At 68.5% G+C, this 22,957-nt stretch carries 18 protein-coding genes and 2 tRNA genes; 12 read left to right on the top strand and 8 right to left on the bottom strand.

The window, feature by feature from the left end:
* Nucleotides 1-31 precede the first annotated feature (31 nt).
* Together GTZ93_RS30090 and GTZ93_RS30095 are read left to right on the top strand one after the other, a co-directional pair.
* Complete coding sequence (locus GTZ93_RS30090) at nucleotides 32-1,789, top strand: MYXO-CTERM sorting domain-containing protein (RefSeq protein WP_120574937.1); 1,758 nt, start codon at nucleotides 32-34, stop codon at nucleotides 1,787-1,789.
* Complete coding sequence (locus tag GTZ93_RS30095) at nucleotides 1,786-3,624, top strand: GspE/PulE family protein (RefSeq protein WP_139918072.1); 1,839 nt, start codon at nucleotides 1,786-1,788, stop codon at nucleotides 3,622-3,624. The genes GTZ93_RS30090 and GTZ93_RS30095 overlap by 4 nt, the downstream gene beginning before the upstream one ends.
* 66 nt (nucleotides 3,625-3,690) lie before the next feature.
* On the opposite strand, the gene GTZ93_RS30100 is transcribed toward GTZ93_RS30095, so the two are convergent.
* The 3 genes from GTZ93_RS30100 to GTZ93_RS30110 all read right to left on the bottom strand — a co-directional run bounded on the left by GTZ93_RS30100 (nucleotide 3,691) and on the right by GTZ93_RS30110 (nucleotide 9,601).
* Nucleotides 3,691-5,223, bottom strand: coding sequence for a hypothetical protein (locus GTZ93_RS30100; protein WP_169820980.1), 1,533 nt, complete (start codon nucleotides 5,221-5,223; stop codon nucleotides 3,691-3,693).
* Nucleotides 5,224-5,324: 101 nt separating this feature from the next.
* Nucleotides 5,325-7,307 carry a hypothetical protein gene (locus tag GTZ93_RS30105; RefSeq protein ID WP_139918074.1) on the bottom strand — a complete coding sequence of 661 codons (1,983 nt, stop codon included), beginning with the start codon at nucleotides 7,305-7,307 and terminating at the stop codon, nucleotides 5,325-5,327.
* Nucleotides 7,307-9,601 (bottom strand): bifunctional metallophosphatase/5'-nucleotidase, encoded by a 2,295-nt coding sequence (locus tag GTZ93_RS30110; RefSeq protein WP_257979150.1) that lies wholly within the window; start codon nucleotides 9,599-9,601, stop codon nucleotides 7,307-7,309. Before GTZ93_RS30110 ends, GTZ93_RS30105 begins: the two co-directional genes overlap by 1 nt.
* 232 nt (nucleotides 9,602-9,833) lie before the next feature.
* Between GTZ93_RS30110 and GTZ93_RS30115 the strand changes: the two genes are divergently transcribed.
* The 7 genes from GTZ93_RS30115 (at nucleotide 9,834) to GTZ93_RS30145 (ending at nucleotide 18,511) form a co-directional block, all read left to right on the top strand.
* Complete coding sequence (locus tag GTZ93_RS30115) at nucleotides 9,834-10,514, top strand: NUDIX hydrolase (RefSeq protein WP_139918078.1); 681 nt, start codon at nucleotides 9,834-9,836, stop codon at nucleotides 10,512-10,514.
* Nucleotides 10,515-10,597: 83 nt separating this feature from the next.
* Complete coding sequence (locus tag GTZ93_RS30120) at nucleotides 10,598-12,067, top strand: MFS transporter (RefSeq protein WP_120574943.1); 1,470 nt, start codon at nucleotides 10,598-10,600, stop codon at nucleotides 12,065-12,067.
* Nucleotides 12,068-12,169: 102 nt separating this feature from the next.
* Nucleotides 12,170-13,753, top strand: coding sequence for a hypothetical protein (locus GTZ93_RS30125; RefSeq protein WP_121751815.1), 1,584 nt, complete (start codon nucleotides 12,170-12,172; stop codon nucleotides 13,751-13,753).
* Nucleotides 13,754-13,798: 45 nt separating this feature from the next.
* Nucleotides 13,799-14,566: a hypothetical protein gene (locus GTZ93_RS30130; protein ID WP_120574971.1), complete on the top strand. Its 768-nt coding sequence runs from the start codon at nucleotides 13,799-13,801 to the stop codon at nucleotides 14,564-14,566.
* 132 nt (nucleotides 14,567-14,698) lie between these two features.
* Nucleotides 14,699-15,826, top strand: coding sequence for a pyruvate dehydrogenase (acetyl-transferring) E1 component subunit alpha (pdhA, locus tag GTZ93_RS30135; protein ID WP_139918080.1), 1,128 nt, complete (start codon nucleotides 14,699-14,701; stop codon nucleotides 15,824-15,826).
* A gap of 54 nt (nucleotides 15,827-15,880) precedes the next feature.
* Nucleotides 15,881-16,867 (top strand): pyruvate dehydrogenase complex E1 component subunit beta, encoded by a 987-nt coding sequence (locus tag GTZ93_RS30140; RefSeq protein ID WP_120594201.1) that lies wholly within the window; start codon nucleotides 15,881-15,883, stop codon nucleotides 16,865-16,867.
* A gap of 6 nt (nucleotides 16,868-16,873) precedes the next feature.
* A complete protein-coding gene (locus GTZ93_RS30145; RefSeq protein WP_139918082.1) occupies nucleotides 16,874-18,511 on the top strand; it encodes a pyruvate dehydrogenase complex dihydrolipoamide acetyltransferase in 1,638 nt (545 codons plus the stop codon).
* 63 nt (nucleotides 18,512-18,574) lie between these two features.
* Here GTZ93_RS30145 and GTZ93_RS30150 read toward each other — a convergent pair whose 3' ends face one another.
* Nucleotides 18,575-18,781, bottom strand: a complete 207-nt coding sequence (locus GTZ93_RS30150; protein WP_120574948.1) for a hypothetical protein — start codon at nucleotides 18,779-18,781, stop codon at nucleotides 18,575-18,577.
* A 195-nt stretch (nucleotides 18,782-18,976) separates the two neighbouring features.
* Between GTZ93_RS30150 and GTZ93_RS30155 the strand changes: the two genes are divergently transcribed.
* A complete protein-coding gene (locus GTZ93_RS30155) occupies nucleotides 18,977-19,237 on the top strand; it encodes a DUF2795 domain-containing protein (protein ID WP_233596674.1) in 261 nt (86 codons plus the stop codon).
* Nucleotides 19,238-19,373: 136 nt separating this feature from the next.
* Nucleotides 19,374-20,531, top strand: coding sequence for a sensor histidine kinase (locus GTZ93_RS30160; RefSeq protein WP_120574972.1), 1,158 nt, complete (start codon nucleotides 19,374-19,376; stop codon nucleotides 20,529-20,531).
* On the opposite strand, the gene GTZ93_RS30165 is transcribed toward GTZ93_RS30160, so the two are convergent.
* Nucleotides 20,509-21,081 (bottom strand): hypothetical protein, encoded by a 573-nt coding sequence (locus GTZ93_RS30165; protein ID WP_257979151.1) that lies wholly within the window; start codon nucleotides 21,079-21,081, stop codon nucleotides 20,509-20,511. The two genes, GTZ93_RS30160 and GTZ93_RS30165, sit on opposite strands and share 23 nt — an antisense overlap.
* 72 nt (nucleotides 21,082-21,153) lie before the next feature.
* Here GTZ93_RS30165 and GTZ93_RS30170 point away from each other — a divergent pair, with 72 nt between their 5' ends.
* On the top strand, nucleotides 21,154-22,122 hold the full coding sequence (locus GTZ93_RS30170; RefSeq protein WP_167548480.1) for a response regulator: 969 nt from the start codon (nucleotides 21,154-21,156) through the stop codon (nucleotides 22,120-22,122).
* A 130-nt stretch (nucleotides 22,123-22,252) separates the two neighbouring features.
* On the opposite strand, the gene GTZ93_RS30175 is transcribed toward GTZ93_RS30170, so the two are convergent.
* From GTZ93_RS30175 to GTZ93_RS30185, 3 genes are all read right to left on the bottom strand, one after another.
* A tRNA-Glu gene (locus GTZ93_RS30175) sits at nucleotides 22,253-22,324 on the bottom strand.
* 81 nt (nucleotides 22,325-22,405) lie between these two features.
* Nucleotides 22,406-22,476, bottom strand: a tRNA-Gln gene (locus GTZ93_RS30180).
* 68 nt (nucleotides 22,477-22,544) lie between these two features.
* Nucleotides 22,545-22,955, bottom strand: coding sequence for a hypothetical protein (locus tag GTZ93_RS30185; protein WP_139918086.1), 411 nt, complete (start codon nucleotides 22,953-22,955; stop codon nucleotides 22,545-22,547).
* Nucleotides 22,956-22,957 lie beyond the last annotated feature (2 nt).

Consider the following 22,957-nt stretch of genomic DNA (forward strand, 5'->3'; position numbering starts at 1 on the left):
CGTGCGGACGTGACGTGACGAGGTGCGGGTGATGATGCGTGGGACGCAGCGGAGTGTCTTCCTCCTTGGACTGCTGGCGCTGGCCACGACGGCGCAGGCCCAGGGGGGCTACCAGTTCCTGGATCACTGGGTGCTCAACAACAGCCAGGACCCGTTCCCGTACTACGTGGACGCGCGCAACAACCAGCCGGCGGGCAATGACATCTCGCTGGTGGAAGACGCGGTGAAGAAGTCCTTCCAGGCCTGGCAGGACGTGGACTGCGCGTGGCCCGCCTTCACGTACAAGGGCCGCTCCACCATCGTCCCCATCCCGGACGTGAACGACCGGCTGGACGGCTTCAGCGTCGCCGCCATCTGGGTCACCGACCCGCTCAGCACCCAGTACAAGGACGTCCTCAACGAGACGAGCGTGTCCGTCGCGGTGCCGCTGAGCCACGGCGGCAACGTCTACCAGTGCGACATCTTCCTCAACGCCGTGCGCTACAAGTTCACCTCGTTCACCCCCACGCCCGCGGGCTTCATGGACATCCAGACGGCGGTGATGCGCGAGGTGGGCCACTGCCTGGGCCTGGGCAGCACGTATGAGTACCCGGACTCGGTGATGTACTTCGCGCAGGAGACGGGCGTGCAGCGGCGCACCCTGTCGTCCTATGACCGGGGCGCGTTCTGCCAGCGCTACCCGCAGACGGGAGCGGTGGGCTCGCCCTGTGACACCACCGCGTGCTCCGCGGGGCTCACCTGTGTCACGACCCAGTCCACCACCAGCGGCAACTCGATGAAGATCTGCTCCAAGGCGTGCCCGTCCGGTGCGCCCGGAGCCTGCCCGGACCCCTACCAGTGCCGCGCGTCCACGCTCATCGCCGGCTCGCAGTTCGCCTGTCTGCCGGAGGCGATTGGCACGGGCACCAAGGTGGGCAACCCCTGCGCCAGCGCCTCTTCGTGCGGCGCGGCGGATTCGCGCTGCCTCACGGACGCGGACAAGACCCCCGCCTTCCCGGCCTGGAAGGACGGCTACTGCACGGAGTCCTGCGTCGCCAACGCGGACTGCCCCACCGGCTCCACGTGCGCATCCGTGGGCTCCGTGGGCAAGCGCTGTCTGAAGAACTGCCGCCCGGGAAAGGGTGACTGTCGCGACGGCTATACCTGCAACACGCTGCCCAACGGCGGGGGCGACGTGTGCGTCGCCGACTGCTCCACCAACAACGACTGTGGCTCCAACTACGCCTGCCGCTCGTGCGACCACGCCTGCGTGCAGCAGCTGACGGGCACGCGCAGCGTCGGCGACCCGTGCCTCCAGGATTCGGAGTGCGGCTTCAACCAGCAGTGCCTGAAGCTCAACGGCAACCCGCAGGGCGTGTGCGCGGAGCCGTGCTCGGTGGCCGCTTGCACGTGCGGCCCCGGCAGCACCTGCCGCTCGGCGGGCACTGGCGAGGACCGCTTCTGCTTCCGCGACTGCGGCACGGGCACCTGCTCCTCGCCGCTCCAGTGCGTGCCGTTCCAGGAGGGGACCGCCTGCATCGCCCCCTGCCGCACCAACCAGGACTGCCCCAACGGCCTGTACTGCGGCAATGGCGGCCAGTGCTACGACCCGTACGTGAAGACGGACGGCGGCACCTGTACCCTGTGCAGTGACGGTGGCACGCCGCCGCCCCCTCCGTTGGACGGCGGCACGGGCGGAACGAACAACGACCCCGGCGGTTGCGGCTGCCAGAGCGGCCCGTCCTCCGCGGCATTCCTCGTGGGGCTCGGGGTGTTGCTCCTGGCCACCCGCAGAAGGAGGAACGTGTGACCCAGGCGGTTCCCCCCGGAAGCAGCGGCCCCTCGCGCGGCGCCACGGATTTCACCCTCGGCTTCCTCCTGGAGGCCCTGGTCGCCCAGCGCCTGCTGACACCACAGCAGGCGCAGGAGGTGCTGGCGCGAGAGCCCGCCGCGCGCGCCCGCGTCATCAAGGCGCAGGCCGGAACGGGCAAGGACGCGGCACGCTATGACGTGTCGCCCGTGGAGCTGGTCGCGGCCTTCCAGATTCCGGCACCGGGGGGGCGGGGCGTGCTGGACGAGGACCGCGTCACGGAGGCCGCCGCGCGCGCCGCGGGGCTGGCCTACCGGAAGCTGGATCCGCTGAAGATGGACATGGCGCTGGCCACCCGCACGGTGTCCCGTCCCTACGCGCAGAAGCACGTGCTGCTGCCCCTGGAGCGCACCGAACAGGGGCGGCTGCGCGTGGCGGTGGCCAACCCCTTCGACCGCGAGCTCTTCGAGTCCTTCCACCGGCTCACCGGCGAGCCGGTGGAGCCCGTGCTGTCCGCGAAGACGGACATCCTCCGCTCCATCGCGGACATCTACGGCTTCAAGAAGACGCTGGCCCAGGCCGCGGACGACTTCAGTGGCGCGAACGCGCAGATCGCCAACTTCGAGCAACTGGTGTCGCTCAGCGGCACGCAGGAGCTGGAGGCGTCCGACCGGCCGGTGGTGCAGGCCGTGGACTACCTGCTGCGCTACGCGTTCGACAATCGCGCGTCGGATATCCACATCGAACCGAAGCGGGCCACCGCCGTGGTGCGCCTGCGCATCGACGGTGTGCTGCACCCCGTCTACACGCTGCCCGCGCAGGTGCACCCGCCCATCGTGTCGCGCGTGAAGATGCTGTCGCGCATCGACATCTCAGAGAAGCGCCGCCCCCAGGACGGCCGCATCAAGACGGAGCGCGACGGCCGCGAGGTGGAGCTCCGCGTCTCCACGCTGCCCACCGCGTTCGGCGAGAAGGTGGTCATCCGTATCTTCGACCCGGAGACGCTGGTGCAGGACATCGCCCAGCTGGGCTTCGATCCGGACGAGAAGGGCCACTTCGAGTCGTGGATTGATCAACCCCACGGCCTCATCCTGGTGACGGGCCCCACGGGCAGCGGCAAGACGACGACGCTCTACTCCGCGCTCAAGGCGGTGGCGGGGCCGGACGTCAACGTCACCACGATTGAAGACCCCATCGAAATGGTGTGGGACACCTTCAATCAGGTGCAGGTGCAGCCCAAGGTGGGCCTGGATTTCGCGGGGGCGCTGCGCCACATCCTGCGCCAGGACCCGGACGTCATCATGGTGGGCGAAATCCGCGACGCGGAGACGGCGGAGAACGCGATTCAAGCCGCGCTCACCGGCCACCTGGTGCTCTCCACGCTGCACACCAACGACGCGCTGGGCGCGGTGGCGCGCATGAAGGACCTGGGCGTGCCGGCCTTCCTCCTCGCGCAGAGCCTGCTGGGGGTCATGGCCCAGCGCCTCCTGCGCCGCGTCTGCGTGCACTGCGCGGAGGATGCGGTGCTCACGCCGGACGAACTGCTGGCACTCGATGCGCCGCTGCCGCTGTTGCCCGGCGGCGTGAAGCTGTCCAAGGGCGCGGGGTGCGTGCGCTGCCGCGGCACAGGCTTCTCCGGCCGCACCGGCGTCTTCGAAATCGTCTCCACGAACCGGGAGGTGCGTGAGCTCATCGCCCGCGAGGCGCCCTACGAGCACCTGGTACAGGCGGCGCGCCGCGGTGGCATGCGCACGCTGCGCGAGGCCGCCGTGCGCAAGCTGGCGCAGGGCCTCACCGCCTTCGACGAGGTGGTGCGGATGACGTCCGCCTTCTAGAAACACGAAGGGCCCGCCGTGATGCACGGCGGGCCCCGCGAAGCTGCCCGAAGAGGGCAGGGCGGCCTAGAAGCGCGCCTGCAGCAGCGTGTTGAAGCCCAGCGCGTGCGGCTTCTCGAAGTTCGGCTGCGCGATGCCCGTCACGTCGTCCTCGAACGTGGTCCGGTTGGTGTCGTACGTGTAGTAGACCTCACCCACGGCCGCGACCGTCTCCGACAGGTCCCAGCGGAAGGTGGCCTTCGCGGACCAGATGAGCTCCGCCTCGCAGGCGCTGGTGCCACCGCAGGTGCTGGGCAGGATGCTCAGCTGGTTGGCGTCACGCACCACGACCGTGCGCGTCCCGGTGAGGCTGGGGGGCGGGTTGCTGCCGCCCACGAGCGGAACCGGGCTGCGGAAGGACGCCGGCTGCTGCGCGCCGATGATGAAGCCCGGCGTCAGGTGCAGCTTCTCGATGTTGTAGTCCACGCCCAGCGCGCCGAAGACTTCCGGCTTCAGGACCGTGCCCGTGGGGAAGTCCTGGAACGGGGGGAAGCCCGGCACGTCGAACTGGATGAAGGACAGGCTGCGCACCAGCGCCAGCGCGTTGAAGCGGAACCGGTTCAGCTTCGCGCGGCCCTGGAAGGCGAGCGCCACGGCCCCCTGGGGCTTGGTGGCGCCGAACTTGTCCGGGTCCTGCAGGGTCTGCGTGAGGTAGCTGCCCTCCAGCGACAAGGAGTACGACAGGCCACCCGGGTACGTCTCCGGCGCGAAGAAGCGCTGGTAGATTTCCGGGTCGTTCTTGTAGAGCCGGAAGTCCACGCTCGTGCCCACCGGCACGCCCACGTGGTAGACGACCTGCCCGGACACGCCGGCCGAGTTGACGCCCGCCTCGATGGACTGGTTCGCCAGACCCGGGACGATGCCCTTCTGGAAGTAGCCGCCGCCGGCCTCCACGCGCAGCGTCTCCAGGATGTCCCAGCCCGCGCCGGCCATCACGCCGTAGAGCGTTTCCTGCTCCAGGATGAGGTCGTTGAGCACCAGCGCCGTCTTGCCGCCCACGTACGCGTACCAGCGGTCGCGCGTCACCTGGAACTTGGCGCCCGGCACACCCGCCGCGGACGCGCGGTTGGTGAAGATGGAGCTGCCGCCCCAGGAGATGCGGTACGCGTAGCCCAGACGGAAGCGGTCCGCGGACACCGGGAAGCCGGTGAGCGAGATGCCTTCCTTCTCACCCCAGCCCGGCGGCTGGTAGTTCAGGCGCACGTAGCTGGAGTTGTCGAGGATGTCGACACCGCCAGACGGGCGCTCCAGCACCAGCAGCGTGAGGGCCGCCTCCGTCGTGAGGCCCTCGAAGAACGCCGGCATGCGCTTGTAGAGCACGACGTTCGACAGCGACTCGAAGCCGGAGAACCGGGTGTTGAAGTTGTCGTAGAACTGCGTGTTCTGGTTGCCCGCGCCAAAGCGCGCGTTCGGGCTGTTGGGAGTGGTCTCTCCCGCGCCCGCCAGCACGTTGTCGTCCGCGAAGACGAACGACAAACGGGTGTCCACGAAGTCCCCGGCCCAAGCGGGCGCGGAAAGGGTTGTCAGGCCCGCCAGGGCCAGCGTCTGCAACGTTTTCAAATTCCCTCCAGGAAGCGGTCCGGGGGAGACCGCTCCTCCCAGCGCCCCGGCTTACCGCCGGGGCGCGCAATGCGACTGCTCAAATCAAAGGTGAATGGCGACTACGGGCACGGCTTGATGGGCTTCGGGCACTCCATCCCGGGCCCGGGGTAGCAGCACAGGTCGTCCTGGTCTCTCGGCAGGACGTTCCAGCGCGGACGCGCCGGACCCACGTGCTTCAGGTGACCCACGACGTCGAAGGTGGCCGCGCGCAGTTGCTTGCACTGGAGCGCCTTCGCCGCGTCGGCATCGTTCTCGTTGCAATCCGGGTTGAGGTCCGGCACCGCGTCCTTGATCTGCAGGCTGATGCGCGAGCGCGTGTCCGGAGCGACCTTGCACGCGGCGTTGGCCGTGGCGGCGGCGTCGCGCACCAGCGCGACCGTCACCTCGGAGCCCTTCAGCGTGTACTCGAAGCGGGTGTTGGCCGCGATGAGCGTGTCCGTCTGGTCCGCCGTCACGCTCGCCGGGCCGAAGCGCGCGTGCACCGGCTGGGTGCAGATGATGTTCATCCGGTAGCCCTGGGGCAGCGACTTGTCCGGCCGCACGGGCGTGGTGCCCACGTTGACGTTCATGATGCGGTTGGGGACGGACTCGTCCATGCCCATGGACGCGGGACCGGTGGCGTTCATCTCCACCACGAACTGACCGAAGCTCGTGTACGTCGTCTTCTCCGCGCAGATGGTGCCGGCGTACTCGCCAATGCCCAGCGTGCAGTCGATGACGCACTGGCGCTCCGGGAGGTCCGGATCATCCGGCGGCTCCTCGAAGCAGTTCTGCCAGGTGCGCGACGCGCTGCTGCCCACCGGGCAGAACATGGGCATGTCGTTGTTGCCGTTGGCGTCGCAGTTGCGGAACACCTTGGGGAACTTCACCCGGCGCAGCTTCACCAGCGAAGACTCCAGGCTCTCCATCTTGTAGTTCTTGTAGCTGTAGCCGCACAGGATGTCGTCCAGGTACGGCGAACCGCTGTAGCCGCACAGCCGGCCGTTGATCTCCACGGGCGGCACCTGGTCCAGGTACTTGTTCCACTGGTCCTGCGGCAAGAGGCGCACGTTCTCCCGCAGCGTCCAGGCGGGGAAGCTCATCTGCGTGGTGTTGGTGAACTCCGCCACCGTGCCGGACAGCGTCCAGAGCAGGTCGCCGGAGTCCAGCCCTTCCGGGAAGGAGTAGTTGTAGATGTAGATGCTGTTGAAGCGGCCCGGGTTGAAGCCATCCGGCTCCGCGGTCTGGACGTTCGCGCCCGTGACGCTCTTCTCCAGCACGCGGCAGGCCGTCATGTCCGTGACGTAGAAGCCGCTGGAGTCCGTGCCCGTCACCAGCAGCATCATCTGCTTGCCGTTGTTGGGGTCGGACGGGTCGCAGTTCTGCGTCAGCGGCTCGCCGGACTCCGGATTGCGGCCCACGCGCATGAACTGCTTGATGAAGACGCTCGTCTCCGAGCCGCCCTCGGGCAGGTTGATGGTGGCCAGGGAGGGCTCCTCGAACCGGATGCCGTGGGACAGGCCGGTCGCGAGGGTGCGCGTGGCCGGCTCCTGGGGCAGCTGGGACAGGTCGCCCACGACGCCGCCGTCCGCGTAGACCAGCTCCAGGTCCTGGTCCTGCACCCAGACGTGCGTCTCGCCGTACAGGTGGGCCACGCGCACGGTGCCGGTGCCCTTGCCGTTGGTGAGCTGCGTCCAGCGCTGGCCGTACTCACCGGTGAGGTCGCCCGGGATGACCCGGAAGGACACCGGCCCGTTGAAGGTCGTCATCTCCCCACCGGTGCCGTCCAGCGCGGTGATGGACAGACCGATGTCCACGTCCGACCGGGGCAGGGTGTAGGGGCAGTCCGTGGTGCCACGCACCTCGGGCGGCACCGCGGCCTGGTCGTTGCCGTACTTCCCGGCGCAGGCGTTCACCACCGGCAGCAGCGCCGCGGCGGAGCCCCCGGTGGTGATGCTCGTCACCTCCACGCGGAAGGACGTGAGTCCGGTGGGCTCCTCGGACTCCTTCGTGTAGCAGCCGGCCGCCAGGGCCAGCGTGGACAGCAGGAAGAGTCGCTTCATTACTTCACCCTCCGCCCGATGCGGCCATCCTCGATGGCGCTCGCGATGGGCATGGCTGTGGGCTTCTCACAGAATGAACGCAGCTGGCTCGTCACGTTGCCGCACGTGGGGTTGTTCCCCGTCAGCAGGTCCCGGCAGGTGCAGCGGCCGGTGTAGGGGCCTTGCGGCAGCGCGCACTGCTCCAGGGCCGCCTGCTTCGTCGTGTCCGCCAGGCCGCACCGGGCCATGGCCGCCGGCTGCTCCTGGGCGTTGTCGGTCACCTTGAGCAGGTCCCGGCACGAGCAGCTGCCCACGGTCTTGTCGAGCCCTTCCTCGAAGGCCTTGGACACCTTGCAGGAGTTCAGCGTCTTCTCGTCCACCGTCCACTTGCCGCCGACCAGCGAGCCGCAGCGCGTGCCGTTGCTGGACGTCTCCCGGCCGTTGAGCAGGTCGTCGCAGTTGCAGAAGCCCTGCATGTAGCCGATGAGCGAGTCGCGCAGGCTGATGCCCGTCTCGATGCGCGTGGTGTTGCGCTTGAGCACCGTGAAGCCGGAGCCGCCCTTGGCGATGTAGTCGTTCACCGCGACCTTGTACGTGCCGTTGGTGTCCAGCGGCCGGCCGTTGATCTCGATGTTGATGCCCGGGTGCGCCCAGCAGCGCGAACCCGCGGTGTCCTCCAGGCACTGCCAGGGCGCGTGGCCCTCGCGGTTCTCCTGGGGGCAGGCGGTGGCCACCGTGGCCGGGGTGCACGCGACGCGCAGGTCGTTGAGCTGCACCTGGGCGCAGTCCATGGTGAAGCGGGCGCCGGAGACCTGCGCCTGGCTCACGCACCCGCGCTCCGCGGAGCGCTCGGTGACGAAGTCGAACATCTCCTGCATCTCCGCGCCGGACAGGTACATGATGTTGATGGTGTTCTCGAAGGGGAACACGTTGAACATCGCCTCCTGCGTCACCACGCCCGCGTAGAGGTTGTCGCGGATGCCCAGGGAGTTGGTGAGCGCCATCTCCGCCTCCACGCGGTTGCGCTTGCGCATGGAGTCCGCGGCGATGTTGCCCAGCGGCGAGTCACCGCCGTTGGAGTTGTTGCGCCGCTGCACGTCCAGGGGGGCGTAGGAGAAGATGGAGGTGAGCTGCAGCTTCACGTCCATGCCCAGCAGGTACGGGATGAGCAGGTCCGTCACCTGCGCGTCCTCCTGACGGCCGCACTCGGCGATGGCCTCGCGCACGCCCGGCGCGTTGATGAACTCGCCCGGGTCCCAGAAGATGTTGTCGTCGAAGCGGTACTTGCGCATCGCCTCGTTGCACCAGAGGCCGTCCACCGGGAACGCGTGGTAGTCCTGGCTGACGACCTCGGCGCCCTCGGCCTCGCCCAGCTGGTTGGGCATCTTCACGACCAGCTCCAGGCGGCCCACGTACTTGGCGAACGCGCCCGAGTGCGACAGCACGACCTTGCGGCCGGAGGGGTCCGTCACCAACTGCGGCGGGTTGAGCACCACGTGCAGGTGGCCGCCCAGGATGACGTCCATGCCGTTGACGCCCGCGATGTGCACGCGCACCACCGACTTGTCGTTGCCTTCCGGCCCGAACCACTCCAGCACCTTCCACGCGTCGTGCGAGCGGTTGATGAAGGCCTTCGCGCGGCCGTACTCGTAATAGGCCTCGTAGCCCTGGATGAGATCCTGGTCCTCGGTGAGGCCCAGGTGGCTGACGATGACAATCAGGTCCGTCACCGGGCGCAGCAGCTCCACGTAGGCGCGCGCGGCCTCGTTCTGCTCCAGCGGCGTCACCTGGAGGCTGTTGCCGCCCTCCACGATGGAGTTGAGCGAGGAGATGTTCGCCATGCCGATGACGCCCACCCGCAGGCCCTTCACCGTCCGGATGGTGTAGGGGTTGGTCACCATGGAGGCGCCGTTGGTGCCGGTCGTCTTCGGGTCGTCCCAGTAGTAGTTGGCGGCCAGCAGCGGGAAGTTGGCGAAGTTGCGCGCCTTCTGGACGAAGTTGAGGGCGCCCGCGTCGAACTCGTGGTTGCCCACCACGGCGGCGTCCAGACGGGACTCGGAGAGGAAGCGGAACTCCGCCTCACCCGTGTTCACGTTGAAGATGGGCGCGCCCTGGAAGCAGTCTCCAGAGTCCAGGTGCAGGATGCGGTCACCCTTCGCGCGCTCGCGCTTGAGGATGGATGCGATGCGCGTAGCACCGCCAAAGGGACCGGCCTCCGGGATGAGCTCCAGGTCCTGGTCCGTCTTCAGCGGCGTGAAGTCGTACGGGACGAGCCGCGAGTGGATGTCAGAGGTATGGAGGAGGGTAAGCCGCACCTCCTGACCTTCAAGGTGGTAATCCTGGCCTTCCAGCACAGGCATGCACGAGGCGAGGGCCAGGGCGCAGGCGCAGAAGAGGCCGAGCAGTGCGCGACACATTCGTGGCGGATCCGTGATTCGTAGAGAGTGACGACTTGAGGACGGCGCAACCTACGGGATCAAGGGTGCACGGGCAAGCAACGCCACCGTGGCACCTCCACCTACCAGGACACCAGGAGAGCAGGCAGACATGCGTCCCAGCAGTTCCAATGTAACTGACATCGAGATCATCGAGGATTTCTCCGCCACGGCGCGTTGTGACGAGGGTTTCCTCCGAGTGCGTCGGCTGCGCTGCCGCAACCGGCGCGCGGATGGCTCGTCGTCTTCGGTGTACCGGGTGGATGTGGTGGACCGGCCCCGGCTGGACGCGGTGTCGGTGCTCATCTACCGCCGTGCGTCGGATGGAAACGTGGAAGTCCTGACGCGGATGAACCTGCGCCCCGCGGCGTACTTCCGCCGCGAGCAGACCGCGTCCATGACCGTGCCTGACACGGTGAGCCATCTGCGCGTGGAGGAAATCGTCGCGGGCCTGCTGGAGCCCGCTGACAAAGGTGAGGAGGGGCTTCGCCGCCGCGCGGCGGAGGAAGTGAAGGAGGAGGCGGGCTACACGGTGCGGCCGGAGGACATCCAGCTGTTGGGCGGCGCGTTCTTCCTGGCGCCGGGCATCCTGTCGGAGAAGGTCTTCCCGGCCGCGGTGGACGTCACCGGCGTGGCGCAGGGCGAGGTGGAGGGGGACGGCTCTCCATTGGAGGAGGGTATCCACCTTCAGTGGCGGTCGTTGAGCGCGGTGCTGGACGCGTGCCGTCGGGGTGACATCGCGGACGCGAAGACGGAGGTGTCCCTCACGCGGCTGCTCGCCCGGCTTTCCTGACGCCGCTTGCTGTTTCCGGGGGGAGGACGGACGGGGTAGGGTGCTGCCCCGTTCCGCTTCCTCCTGCAGGCGAGGTTCGTCGCATGTCGTCGCTGCCCCCGTGGCTGGCCCAGCTGCTCCCCATCGTCATCCTGCTCGGGGCCATTGGCCTGGTGCTCTCACGGCTGCCGAAGGTGGAGCTGGGGCATACCGATGCGTTCCGCCGCCGCCGCTTCTTCAACTGGTTCCCGCTGGGCCTGACGTACGCGTTCCTCTATATGGGGCGCTACAACGTCAACGTGGCGACCAGCGCCATGGGCGCGCAGACGTCCAACGCGGACTTCGCCACCATCTTCTTCTGGGGGACGCTGACCTACGGCGCGGCCTTCCTCCTCAATGGCCCGCTGACGGACAAGCTGGGCGGCCGCTTCACCATCCTGCTGTCCGCGGGCGGCAGCGCGGTGGCGAACATCGCCATGGGCGGTCTGGTGTACGCGGTGCTGAAGAACGGCTGGGCCCCGCCGGGCGGCGTGGTGGCGTGGCTCGCGTTCCTCTACAGCGTGAACATGTACTTCCAGAGCTTCGGCGCGGTCTCCATCGTCAAGGTGAACGCGTCGTGGTTCCACGTGCGCGAGCGCGGACAGCTGGGCGGCGTGTTCGGCATCCTCATCTCGCTAGGCCTGTACTTCGCGTTCGACTGGTGCCGCTTCATCGCGGACGCGGCGCCGGTGTGGTGGGTGTTCTTCGTGCCCGCGGCGCTGCTGCTGGGCTTCCTGGTGCTGGACTTCTTCGTCATCCGCGACACGCCGTCGCAGACGGGCCACCCGGACTTCGACACGGCGGACGCTTCCAGCGGGGAGACGGGCCCGGCGCTCACCGTGCCGCAGATGTTCGGCAAGCTCTTGAGCAACCGCGTCATCCTCATCATCCTGGGCGTGGAGTTCTGCAGCGGCTTCCTGCGCAACGCGGTGATGCAGTGGTTCCCCAAGTACGCCAAGGCCATTGGGGAGTCCGGCGGCTTCGTGGCCTCCAACTGGGGCATGCTGTCGTGCGTCGCCGGCATCCTGGGCGGCATGTTCGCGGGCGTCATCAGCGACCGCATCTTCGACTCTCGCCGGGGCCCCGTGTCCGCGGTGCTCTACGCGGGCCTGCTCCTGGGCGCTGTCGGCGCGGTGTTCCTCCTGGGGACGCCGGGCGCCGGCTGGTCCGTGGTGTTCATGTCCCTGTGCGTCATCGGCGTGCACGGCATGCTGTCCGGCACGGCCACCATGGACTTCGGCGGCAAGAAGAACGCGGGCATCGTGGTGGGCATCATCGACGGCGCGGTGTACGCGGGCACGGCCATCCACGCGCTCGTCTACGGGGCCATCCTGCCCACTGGCGACGCCATGAAGGACCCCGCCAACTGGAAGCCCTGGCCTCTGGCCATGCTGCCGCTGGCCGTCGTGGGCCTGGTGCTGGCGACGCGGGTGTGGAACGCGAAGCCCCAGCCCAAGGCGGCGCCCCTGCCGGTGGGCGACGTCGTCCCGGGCGCCGTGCCGGGTGCGTCTTCTCGTACGGGCACCAACGGTTGAGGCTCCAGCGGAAGGGCGTCCGGTGTACCCCCCCCGGACGCTCTACTGCCCCGAAGTGAGGGTGACTCCCGTGTGACAGCCCTGTGACATAGACTGGAGTCTGTGTCCCAGGTACCTGAAGCGCTCCACAGCCGATTCGACGTCCACGATCGCAAGCAGTTCGAGATCAAGCTCGAGTACCAGCCCACGGGCGCGGATGAGACGCGCTACCTGGTGGAGGCCTACCTCTTCCTGCCGTCGAGTCTGAACATCGACGCGGAGACGTACCCTCGCGCGGACTTCTACGCGGACATCCACAACTACGTGCGCTTCAAGACGCCGGTGATGGGGCTGGGGGAGCTCCTGTCCTCGGAGGGCTCGCCGCTGGTGAAGCTGGAGGCGTGGCAGCGCATTGGCCTGGCTCCGGAGTCGGACGTCGTCTACCAGGCGAAGCTCTTCTCGTGCGTGCTGCGCGGCGCGCTGCGCAGGTTCGCCACCACGGTGGAGACGCGCTGTGACGCCAAGACGGGCGAGGCGGGAAGGGTGGACCTGGAGACGGTGGTGCGGCAGGCGGGGGAGTCCGTGCCCGTGGTGCTGGAGCGCTTCCGTGCGTGGCTGCGCGCCACCGGTGAGGCGAAGCTCCAGGAGAAGACGCGCGCGTCGCTGCGGCTGGTGGACGAGTACGTGAGCCTGTTGGTGGAGCAGTTCTTCCGCCGCGCGGTGGCGGACATGGACGCGCTGCCTCGCACGGGGCCGTGGCTGCCCTTGCGCAAGGGGCTGATGGAGGCGGTGCTGCGCGAGGAGTCCTATCGCAAGGAGCACCGGCTGCGCTCCGTGTTGAGCCCCACCGGGGACAACGAGGAGTACATGCAGCGGCTGGGCTTCCTGAAGAAGTTCTGCATGAACGTGCTCTTCCTGTCCTCGCGCCGTCGCCAGCGGCGGCAGGGCTGGGAGGAGGTGCTGTTCGCCATCGCGGCGGGCGTGGCCATGGCCTTCGCCACGTCGGTGGCGCTCTGGGCGCAGGTCCGCTTCACGCAGGTGAGCCTCAACTTCTTCCTGGTGGCCGTGGTCGGCTACATGATGAAGGACCGCATCAAGGAAGGGCTGCGGCGCATGTTCAGCCGCGTGGCCGCCACGCACCTGTACGACCGCACCACGGACCTGGTGGACCCCGTCACGGCGCGCGCCATTGGCATCTGCGAGGAGCGCGTGGACTACGGCGCGGCGGTGAAGGTGCCGCAGGCGGTGTCGTCGCTGCGGCTGCAGGATGACTTCCTCACCGTGTCCCAGGGCGAGCTGTCGGAAGCCGTGATCCGCTACCAGAAGCGCATCGTGCTGGACGCGCGCCTGCTGCCCCGCTCCGAGCGCGGCCTCACGGGCGTCACGGACATCCTCCGGCTGAACGTGGGGCGCTTCCTGCGCGACATGGACGAGCCGGAGTTCGCGCTGGAGTACGTGGACCTGGAGGACTTCTCCGTGGGCCACATCCGCGGCGCGAAGCGCTACCCGGTGGACCTGGTCTTCCGCTTCACGGTGATGGAGGACGGCGTGCGTCATGAATCCGCGCAGCTGGTCCGCCTGGTGTTGGACCGCAACGGCATCCAGCGCATGCAGAACTTCGCCCGGGCCCCAGAGGCTCGGGTGGAGGCCTCGGAGCCCGCGGGGTCGCTGCCCATCCGGCCGGCCGCGTTGCGCCAGGGCGCGTGATTTGATGGCCAGCCTCGCGCCGGGGGCATGTATCTTCCGGCGTCCATGGCATTTGAAGATCTCAAGCAGCGCGTGCGGCCGGACTGGCGCGACACGCTCCAAAGCATCCTGGAGAAGGCCCGCTCGCTCGGTCCGCAGGCCGTCCTGGCGTTCGACCTGGACTCCACCCTCTTCGACAACCGGCCCCGCCAGGCGCGCATCCTGCGCGAGTACGGTGACGCGCGGTCCCTGAGCCTGCTCTCCGTGTGCGAGCCGCGCCACTGGGACACCGGCTGGGACATGCGCGCCGCCATGCGCGCGTGCGGCATGGAGGACGCGGAGGTGGAGCAGCGCTATGCGGACGCGCGCGCCTTCTGGCAGGAGCGCTTCTTCACCAGCGCCTACTGCGTCTCCGACGAGGCGATTGACGGCGCGGCCGCCTTCACTCAGGCGGTGGCCGCCACGGGCGCGCAGGTCGTCTACCTGACGGGCCGCCATGAAGCGATGCGTGAAGGCACCGTGTCATGCCTCGCGCGCTGCGGAATGGTGACGCCCCCCGGCGCGGACGGGCGCGTGCACCTGGTCATGAAGCCCACGCTCGCGGAGAACGACGACGCCTTCAAGCGCGAGGCGCACGCGCGCCTGGGCCGCATGGGCACCGTGGTGGCGGCGTTCGACAATGAACCCACGCACGCCAATGACTACCGTCACCGCTTCCCGGAGGCGACGGTCATCCACCTGGCCACGGACCACTCGGGACGGGTCGTGGAATTGAAGGATGGCATCGTGTCGGTGCCGCATTTCTCCATGGAGGATGTGACGCACCGCGCCTGAAAGAAAGGCACGGTGGACGACGGTTTCTGAAAGGCTTTGGAAGTCCCTTGGCCGCGCGCTAAGAGGCGCACGGCGTTCGCCGCCCTTCCCCCTCGGGTCTTCAAGGGGCGGCCCAGACGGAGGCATGCCGCGGTGGCCAGCGCGTACTCGAAGAACCTGTTGTTGACGATGTACCGGAAGATGTACCTCCTGCGCCGCTTCGAGGAGCGGGCCGGCCAGCAGTACACGCTGGGGAAGATCGCCGGCTTCTGCCACCTCTACATCGGCCAGGAGGCCGTGGCGGTGGGCTGCAACGAGGCCATCCGCCCGGATGACTACATGCTGTCCGCCTACCGCGACCACGGCCAGCCGCTGGCGCGTGGCAGCGACGCCGGGATGGTCATGGCGGAGCTGTTCGGCCGGGGCTCCGGCTACAGCAAGGGCAAGGGCGGCTCGATGCACATCTTCGACATCGAGCACCACTTCTACGGAGGCTACGGCATCGTTGGCGGGCAGATTCCGCTCGCGGCGGGCATGGCCTTCGCCAGCCGTTACCGCAACGAAGACCGCGTCACGGTGTGCTTCTTCGGCGACGCGGCCGCCAACCAGGGCTCGTTCCACGAGACCTTCAACATGGCGCAGAAGTGGAAGCTGCCGGTCATCTACATCTGCGAGAACAACCGCTACGGCATGGGCACGGCCATCGCGCGCACGTCCGCGGTGCCGGAGATCCACAAGCGCGCCTCCGCGTACGGCATGCGCGGTGAAGCGGTGGACGGCATGGACGTCCTCAAGATGTACGAGGCGGTGAAGGATGCCGCCGAGTACTGCCGCGCGGGCAAGGGCCCCGTGCTGATGGAGGCGAACACCTACCGCTTCCGCGGCCACTCGATGGCGGACCCGGCGAACTACCGCACCAAGCAGGAGGTGGAGGAAGAGCGCAAGGGCGACCCCATCCCGAAGCTGCGCGAGTTCGCGATGAAGCAGGGCTTCAACCTCACCGACGCGGACTTCGAGGCCATCGAGGAAGAGGAGAAGCGCGCGGTGGACGCGGCGGTGAAGTTCGCCGACGAGTCGCCCGAGCCCAGCGTGGACGAGCTGTGGCGCGACACCATCGTGGAGGAGGGCGAGCAGGACGTGCGCCCGCGCGAGCGCGTGCTGGGCATGAAGGTCACCAACTGGCCGAAGTACCCGACGGGCCAGGAGCTGAAGGTGACCTGGGATCTGGAGCCCCGCGCCGAGGCCGAGCAGGCGGACAAGAAGGCGGGCCTGATCCGCTAGCGCTCACGTTCCCTCAAGCCACTACCCTTTCGAGATTCGAGTTCGGAGCCGACGATGCCCGAGTTGATGTATCGCGAAGCGTTGAACCAGGCGCTCGCCGAAGAGATGGAGCGCGACGCCAATGTGTTCCTCATTGGCGAGGAAGTGGGCCGCTACAACGGCGCTTTCAAGGTGTCCCAGGGCCTGCTGGACAAGTTCGGGAGCGCGCGCATCATCGACGCGCCCATCAGTGAGCTGGGCTTCACGGGTCTCTCCGTGGGCGCGGCGGCGGTGGGGCTGCGCCCGGTGGTGGAGATGATGACCTGGAACTTCGCCATCCTGGCGATGGACCAGATCGTCAACAACGCGGCCAAGCTGCGTCACATGAGCGGCGGCCAGCTGCGCTGCCCCATCGTGTTCCGCGGCCCGGGCGGCGCGGGCGGCCGGCTCTCCAGCCAGCACAGCCAGTCGCTGGAGGCCAACTACGCGCACTTCCCCGGCCTGAAGGTGATTGCCCCGGCGACCCCGGCGGACGCCAAGGGCATGCTCAAGAGCGCCATCCGGGACGAGAACCCGGTGGTCATGTTCGAGGGCGAGCGCCTCTACGCCATCAAGGGCGAGGTGCCGGAGGGCGAGCACATCGTCCCCCTGGGCAAGGCGGACGTGAAGCGTGAGGGCACGGACGTCACGCTGATCACCTGGAGCCGGATGTACTACTTCTGCATGGAGGCCGCGGAGGCCCTGGCGAAGGAAGGCATCAGCGTGGAGGTGCTGGATCTGCGCACCCTGCGGCCCCTGGACGAGGAGGCCATCCTCGCGAGCGTGCGCAAGACGAACCGCGTGGTCATCTGCGAGGAGGGCTGGGCGCTGGCCGGTATTGGCGCGTCCGTGGTGGACCTCATCCAGTCCCAGGCGTTCGACGACCTGGACGCGCCCGTCGTGCGCGTCACCGGGTTGGATGTGAACATGTCCTATGCGGCGAACCTGGAGAACGCGACCCAGCCGGACGCGCCCAAGATCATCGCTGCCATCAAGAAGGTCCTGTACCGCGAGGGAGCCTGAACGCGTATGGCGACGCCCATCCAGATGCCCAGCCTTTCCCCGACGATGAAGGAGGGGAAGATCGTCAAATGGCTGAAGAAGGTGGGAGACAAGATCTCCTCCGGAGACGCCATCGCCGAGGTTGAGACGGACAAGTCCAACCTCGAGGTGGAAGCCTTCGACGACGGCTACCTCATCCAAATCGCCGTGCCCGAGGGCGAGGTCGCCGCGGTGGGTTCGCCCATCGGCTTCCTCGGCGCCAAGGGTGAGAAGGCCATCAGTGGTGCGCCTTCGGCTCCGGCGCCCCAGAAGGCGGAGGCCCCCAAGGCCGCCGCTCCCGCAGCCCCGAAGCCTCCCGAGCAGGCCCCGGCTCCCGCCGCCAGCGGCGCGGGCGAGGGGATTGCCATCCTGATGCCCTCCCTCTCCCCGACGATGACGGAGGGGAAGATCGTCAAGTGGCTGAAGAAGGAGGGGGACAAGGTCTCCTCCGGGGACGCCATCGCCGAGGTGGAGACGGACAAGTCCAACCTCGAGGTGGAGGCGTACGACGACGGCACGCTCGCGCGCATCACCGTGCGCGATGGCGACATGGCCAAGGTCGGCGCGCCCATCGCGTTCCTCACGCCCAAGGGCGCCAAGGCCGGGGCCTCCGCTCCGGCGGCCGCGCCCCAGGCTCCGAAGGCCCCCGCCGCCGCGGCTCCGTCCGCGCCCGCCGGAGGACAGGTCGTTCCGCTGCTCCGCGAGCCCCAGGCTCCGGCAGCCGGTGGTGGCGCTGGCGGCCGGCTGCGCGCCAGCCCCCTGGCGAAGCGCATGGCCCAGGATCGCGGGCTGGACATCAGCCAGGTGCGCGGCACGGGCCCGCTGGGCCGCGTGGTGAAGCGCGACGTGGAGCAGGCGCTGGGCCAGGGCCTGGCGAAGGCTCCCGCGCAGGCGCCGGCGGCGAAGAAGGCCGGAGCGCAGCCGGAGGTTCGTGCCTTCGGTACGCGTCCGGAGCCGCAGGCGGTGCCCATGTCCTCCATGCGCAAGGTCATTGGCCAGCGCATGTCGGAAGTGAAGCCCGGCGTGCCGCACTTCTACCTCACGGTGGAAGTGGAGATGGACGCCGCGGTGAAGATCCGCGAGGAGGCCAAGGCACTGGACCTCAAGGTGTCCGTCAACGACATCATCGTGAAGGCGGCGGCCATCGCGCTGCGCCGTTCACCGAAGATGAACGTGTCGCTCCAGGGCGACCAGGTGCTGCACTTCGGCACCGTGGACGTGGGCATCGCCGTCGCCATCGAGGATGGGCTCATCACCCCCATCATCCGCGACGCGGACCTCAAGGGCCTGCAGGCCATCTCCGCCGAGTCCCGCGACATGGCGGAGCGCGCCCGCAAGCGCTCGCTGAAGCCCGCCGAGTACACGGGTGGCTCGCTCACGGTGAGCAACCTGGGCATGTTCGGCATCGACCAGTTCATCGCCGTCATCAACCCGCCCCAGTCCGCCATCATCGCGGTGGGCGCCGTGGCGGAGAAGGCCGTGGTGCGCGACGGCCAGCTGGCGGTGCGCAAGATGATGACGGTGACGCTGTCGGGTGACCACCGCGTCATCGACGGTGCCACCGGCGCGGAGTACCTCCGCGAGCTGAAGGGGCTCCTGGAGCACCCCTCGCGGCTGTTGTTCTAGCGGTCGAGCGGTCCGCCGCCTCCGCCCCCGTGTGACACGCACGGGGGCGGGGCATGGCCCGGACTACTCCCGCGTCGGCTCGTCCGACTCGACGTCCTTCTCCAACTTGCGCTGGGCCTCCGTGACGTCCGCCTGTTCCGCGCGGCGCGTGCCCGTCTCCAGGTCCTCCTCGTGCTCGCGGCTGCGGCCCTGGATGCCGGGCCACGGCTCTGGGCGCGTGGCTTCCACGTGCTTCACCGGCTTCACGTCCTCGTTCTTCTTGTTCGCCATGGTGCGTCACTCCTCCCCGAAGTCAGGGGTGTGGGTAGGACTTCCGTGGCGGTACGGTGGGATGCCCACGCTGGCGTGGCCACCCGGTGGGATGGAGGGGCAGAGCGCCTGGCTGCCTGACTCCCTTCGGACGGCGAAAAAAGGTCGGCAGGCGGCGCGGTTCGCTGCTTAACTTCTTACTCAATGAACGACGACATGACTCGCGAGCGCCTGGGACTTGGACTGCGGGAGGTGGAGCCTTCACCGGCTCCCCTGACTCCGGCGGTGTCCCTGGCGCACTCGCTGCAGCAGGCGCTGCGCGGCGCGGTGTATCCGCTCAGCGCGGAGCAGTTGGTCTGGGTGGCGCGCGAGAACGAGGCGCCGTCCCACGTGGTGTCGCTGCTGGGCACGCTGCCGCGGGGCCGTTTTCCGTCGGTGGACACGGTGGCCCTCGCGCTCGGGAACGCCTCCGTCTGAGGCGGAGTGCTTTCGCGCGACGTTCTCTTTCGGCCTGGGTACAAGGTACCCCCAGGCGCGCTGACGGACGTGCGCGTTATCTTCGGCGCGACCAGCCTGTCTTCCGGATGAGGAAGCCATGGTCTGGAGGAGCTCCATGAACGCCTCGGACCTGCCCGCCGTGCTGTACGTGGACGACGACGCCCTCAACCTGAGGGTGTTCGACGCCAACTTCGGGCAGCGGTTTCGCATCTTCCGGTGCTCGTCCCCCAACGAGGCCCTGGCGCTGCTGGAGCAGCGACGCCTGGAGATTGGCGTGGTGCTGTCCGACCAGCGCATGCCGGGGATGACGGGCGTGGAGTTGCTGGAGCGCGCTCGCACCATCGCGCCTGACGCCAAGCGCATGCTGGTGACGGCGTACGCGGACATGCAGGCCGTCATCGACGCGGTGAACCGCGGCCAGGTGACGCGCTACTTCGTCAAGCCGTGGGACCGCGCGGAGCTGCTGGCGGCGCTGGAAGACGCGCTCAAGATTGCCCGGCTGGAGCTGCGCATCCGCGAAGTGGAAGGCCGGATGATGAAGTCCGAGCGTCTGGCCACGCTGGGACAGGTGACGGCGGGCATCGCGCACGAGCTGATGGGCCCGGTGGGCTACCTCACGCAGAACGTGTCGTCGCTCCAGCGCGACATGGAGCGGGTGGTGCAGTACGTGTCGCGGCACCTGGCCACGGATCCGGACGCGGAGGTGTCCTCCACCATCGAGGACCTGCCGTCGCTCATCAAGGACCTGTCCGAGGGCGCCAGCCACCTGCGCGGGGTGGCGCTGGGCCTGCGTGCGCAGGCGCGCGGCGAGGACATGGAGGCCACCGCGGACGTGGCGGAGGTCGTCTCCTTCGCGGTGAAGCTGGCGCGAGCGGAGGTGCGAGACCGGGCGCGGCTCAGCAGCAACGGCGAGCCCCTCCGCATCGTCTTCGGGCCGGTGAAGCTGTGCCAGGTGCTGCTCAACCTCATCGTCAACGCGGCGCAGGCCATGGAGGGCACGGGCCGTCCGGGCCGCATCGACGTGCGGTGGGATGCGCGCGACGAGGAGGTGGTGCTGACCGTGTCGGACAACGGCTGCGGCATCCCCGTGGCGCTTCAGGAGAAGGTGTTCCAGCCGATGTTCACCACGAAGCCCGTGGGCATCGGCACGGGGCTGGGCCTGTCCATCTGCCGCGAGCTGGTGATGCAGTTCGGCGGTCAGCTGCGCCTGTCGTCCACGCCGGGCGAGGGCACCGAAATCGAGCTCATCTTCAAGCGAGCCCTGCTCCCTTGAGCCCGAAGGCGTTGTGCAGGAGCCGCCACACCCGGTAGAGGGTGTCGCTCTCCTGCGCCCGCACGCCCCGCACCAACAGTGCGCGTCTGGGCGCGGTTTCCGGGCCGTACTCCACCACCAGTGAGTATCCGCCCTTCGGAGGCTGGACGATGTGCACCGCGCGCACGTCGTCGAAGGGGAACACCTCCGTGCGCGCCGCGCCCGGGGCCCACGCGAGCGTCTCCAGTCGCAGCGACTCCGTCTTGAAGTGCAGCACGAAGCGCCGCCGTTGAAGCCGCGCCTCCGTCACCAGCGCGCCGCCCACCATGGCTCCCGCCAGCACGAGCAGCAGGGTCGCGGCGCCCGGCGTCCGGGCCGAGTCCAGGACGAGCAGCAGCAACCCCACCCCCGTGCACACGGCGGCCAGGGCCACGAGGAGCGTGGGGAGGAGCCGCAGCGTCCAGGCCGGCGGCAGGGATTCCCCCACCAGGCGGCCCCCGTCGTAGAAAAGCCGGACGTCGCCCAGCCGCGGCGGCACCCGGTTCTCCCGCAGCGCGTCTTCGAAGCTCACCGGGAGAGCATAGTGGTCGCGACTGTTTCCCACCCTCGAAGTTGGACGAGAGCTGTGCGATCCTCCCAATTCATGGATCTCCCGTTCGAGACCGGTGAAGGTGAAGGGGAAGGGCGGGGGACGCTCGCCTCGAAGGTGCTGCTGGTGGATGACGAGCCAGTGGTGCTGGATATCTGCGTGCGCCTGTTGGGGCGGGAGGCGGACCTCATCGTCTCCCCCGTGGGCAGCGCGGAGGAGGCGCTCGTCCTCTTGAAGGACCAGCGCTTCGACGTGCTGGTGACGGACAAGAACCTGCCCGGCATGGGTGGGGTGGAGCTCATCGCGGAGGCGCGGCGGATGCAGCCCGCGCTGGAGGCGGTGATGATCACCGCCTACGCCAGCTCCGAGTCCGTCATCGCCGCGTTCGCCGCCGGTGCCAGCGACTACATCGTGAAGCCCTTCGATGATTTGCGCGTGCTGCGCGCCAAGGTGCGCGCCGCGCTGGAGCGCCGCTCGGAGCGCGTGCGCACGCGTGACGGCGCCCGGGAGATGGCCCGGCAGGCCGCCGCGCTGCTGGACGCCGGGCGGGATGCTCCGGAGCCCGCGCATGAGGCGCTGGAGACGGAGCTGCGCAACTACGAGCAGGCGGTGCGCCTGGGCCACACCGGCAACGTCGCGGTGGTGGGCAGCGCCGAGGCCGTGAAGGTGCTGCGGGACGCGTCCTTCGAGGTGGTGGAGCTGCCGCCGTACTCGCCCCAACTGGAGAGCGCGGACGTGGTGGTGGTGGAGACCGGGGATCCGCAGTGGCACACGCTGGCGGAGCGGCTTCAGGGGCGCTCGCCGGACGTGGTGCTCCTGGCTGGCGCGGACGCGGACCTGAGCGACCTGCTGGAGGCCATCACCCTGCGCATGGACCTGGTGGGCTACGGCCAGTCCAACGCCACCCGCGTCCTGCCAGAGAAGGTGCGGATGCTGCTGATGCGCCGGGGCATCCAGCGCGCCCAGCAGCGGCTCACCGCCGCGTTGGACACCTTCCGCCAGAGCATCGCGACCCCGAACTGAAGAGGAGCAGCGCCCGCGTCCAGGTGTCTGGACGCGGCAGCACCGGAGGCTGGCCGGAAGGGCAGGGCGGAGTGCGGTAGCCCGCAAAGCGAAACGCCCACCTTCGTTTCCGAAGGTGGGCGTCTCTGAGTGACCCTGCCGGGATTCGAACCCGAGTTTGAGCCGTGAGAGGGCTCCGTCCTAACCGCTAGACGACAGGGCCGGCTTGCTTCCCTACAACCGCTGCGTTTCTGCTGCTGCTTCCTACATTCTCCGTTCTGACCAGTCAACCGGAGATTTTCAGCTGGGGAACTAGGATTCGAACCTAGATAAGCAGAGTCAGAGTCTGCTGTCCTGCCGTTAGACGATTCCCCAAGGAGCTGCGTGCTGCGGCGCTGCTTGTTGCGGGCGCTTCTACTACCGACTTCTGCTGCTGACTTCAACTACTTCGTTTTCCTGACCGGCTTGCCTTCAGTCTTCTTCGCCGGCTTCGCCGCCCCCTGCAGCGGGACGACATAGATGCGAACCTCTTCGTTCGCTTCGTAAATGTTCAGCCCCTCGAAGTTCTTCCCCGAGGGGTTGGAGATGTGCACGGCCTTGACGCCCGGCTGGTTGACGATCGACCGCCTCGGGTAGCTCGAGGTCGGGTAGACGTTCTTGTAGTAGTCGAGCGTCGCTTCGAAGTCTCGCGAAGCCCGGTACCTGTTCTCGCCCACCTTCTGGGCACCATCCGGAATCTGTGCGCCGTTCACCAGCTCGGCGCCGGAAGCCGTTGCCCAGAGGGCCAGCAGCACCGCCCCGAGCGGGCGCGCCTTATTGAAATGGGGTCGCAGGCTGTCAAGCGGTCGCGTCATCG

This window comes from Corallococcus exiguus, assembly GCF_009909105.1.
Taxonomy (GTDB): domain Bacteria; phylum Myxococcota; class Myxococcia; order Myxococcales; family Myxococcaceae; genus Corallococcus; species Corallococcus exiguus.

Coding starts and splice junctions, on each gene's coding strand:
- GTZ93_RS30090 (WP_120574937.1), top strand. CDS start 32: ATGATGCGTGGGACGCAGCGGAGTGTCTTCCTCCTTGGACTGCTGGCG.
- GTZ93_RS30105 (WP_139918074.1), bottom strand. CDS start 7,307: ATGAAGCGACTCTTCCTGCTGTCCACGCTGGCCCTGGCGGCCGGCTGC.
- GTZ93_RS30115 (WP_139918078.1), top strand. CDS start 9,834: ATGCGTCCCAGCAGTTCCAATGTAACTGACATCGAGATCATCGAGGAT.
- GTZ93_RS30120 (WP_120574943.1), top strand. CDS start 10,598: ATGTCGTCGCTGCCCCCGTGGCTGGCCCAGCTGCTCCCCATCGTCATC.
- GTZ93_RS30130 (WP_120574971.1), top strand. CDS start 13,799: ATGGCATTTGAAGATCTCAAGCAGCGCGTGCGGCCGGACTGGCGCGAC.
- GTZ93_RS30140 (WP_120594201.1), top strand. CDS start 15,881: ATGCCCGAGTTGATGTATCGCGAAGCGTTGAACCAGGCGCTCGCCGAA.
- GTZ93_RS30145 (WP_139918082.1), top strand. CDS start 16,874: ATGGCGACGCCCATCCAGATGCCCAGCCTTTCCCCGACGATGAAGGAG.
- GTZ93_RS30150 (WP_120574948.1), bottom strand. CDS start 18,781: ATGGCGAACAAGAAGAACGAGGACGTGAAGCCGGTGAAGCACGTGGAA.
- GTZ93_RS30155 (WP_233596674.1), top strand. CDS start 18,977: ATGACTCGCGAGCGCCTGGGACTTGGACTGCGGGAGGTGGAGCCTTCA.
- GTZ93_RS30160 (WP_120574972.1), top strand. CDS start 19,374: ATGAACGCCTCGGACCTGCCCGCCGTGCTGTACGTGGACGACGACGCC.
- GTZ93_RS30170 (WP_167548480.1), top strand. CDS start 21,154: ATGGATCTCCCGTTCGAGACCGGTGAAGGTGAAGGGGAAGGGCGGGGG.
- GTZ93_RS30185 (WP_139918086.1), bottom strand. CDS start 22,955: ATGACGCGACCGCTTGACAGCCTGCGACCCCATTTCAATAAGGCGCGC.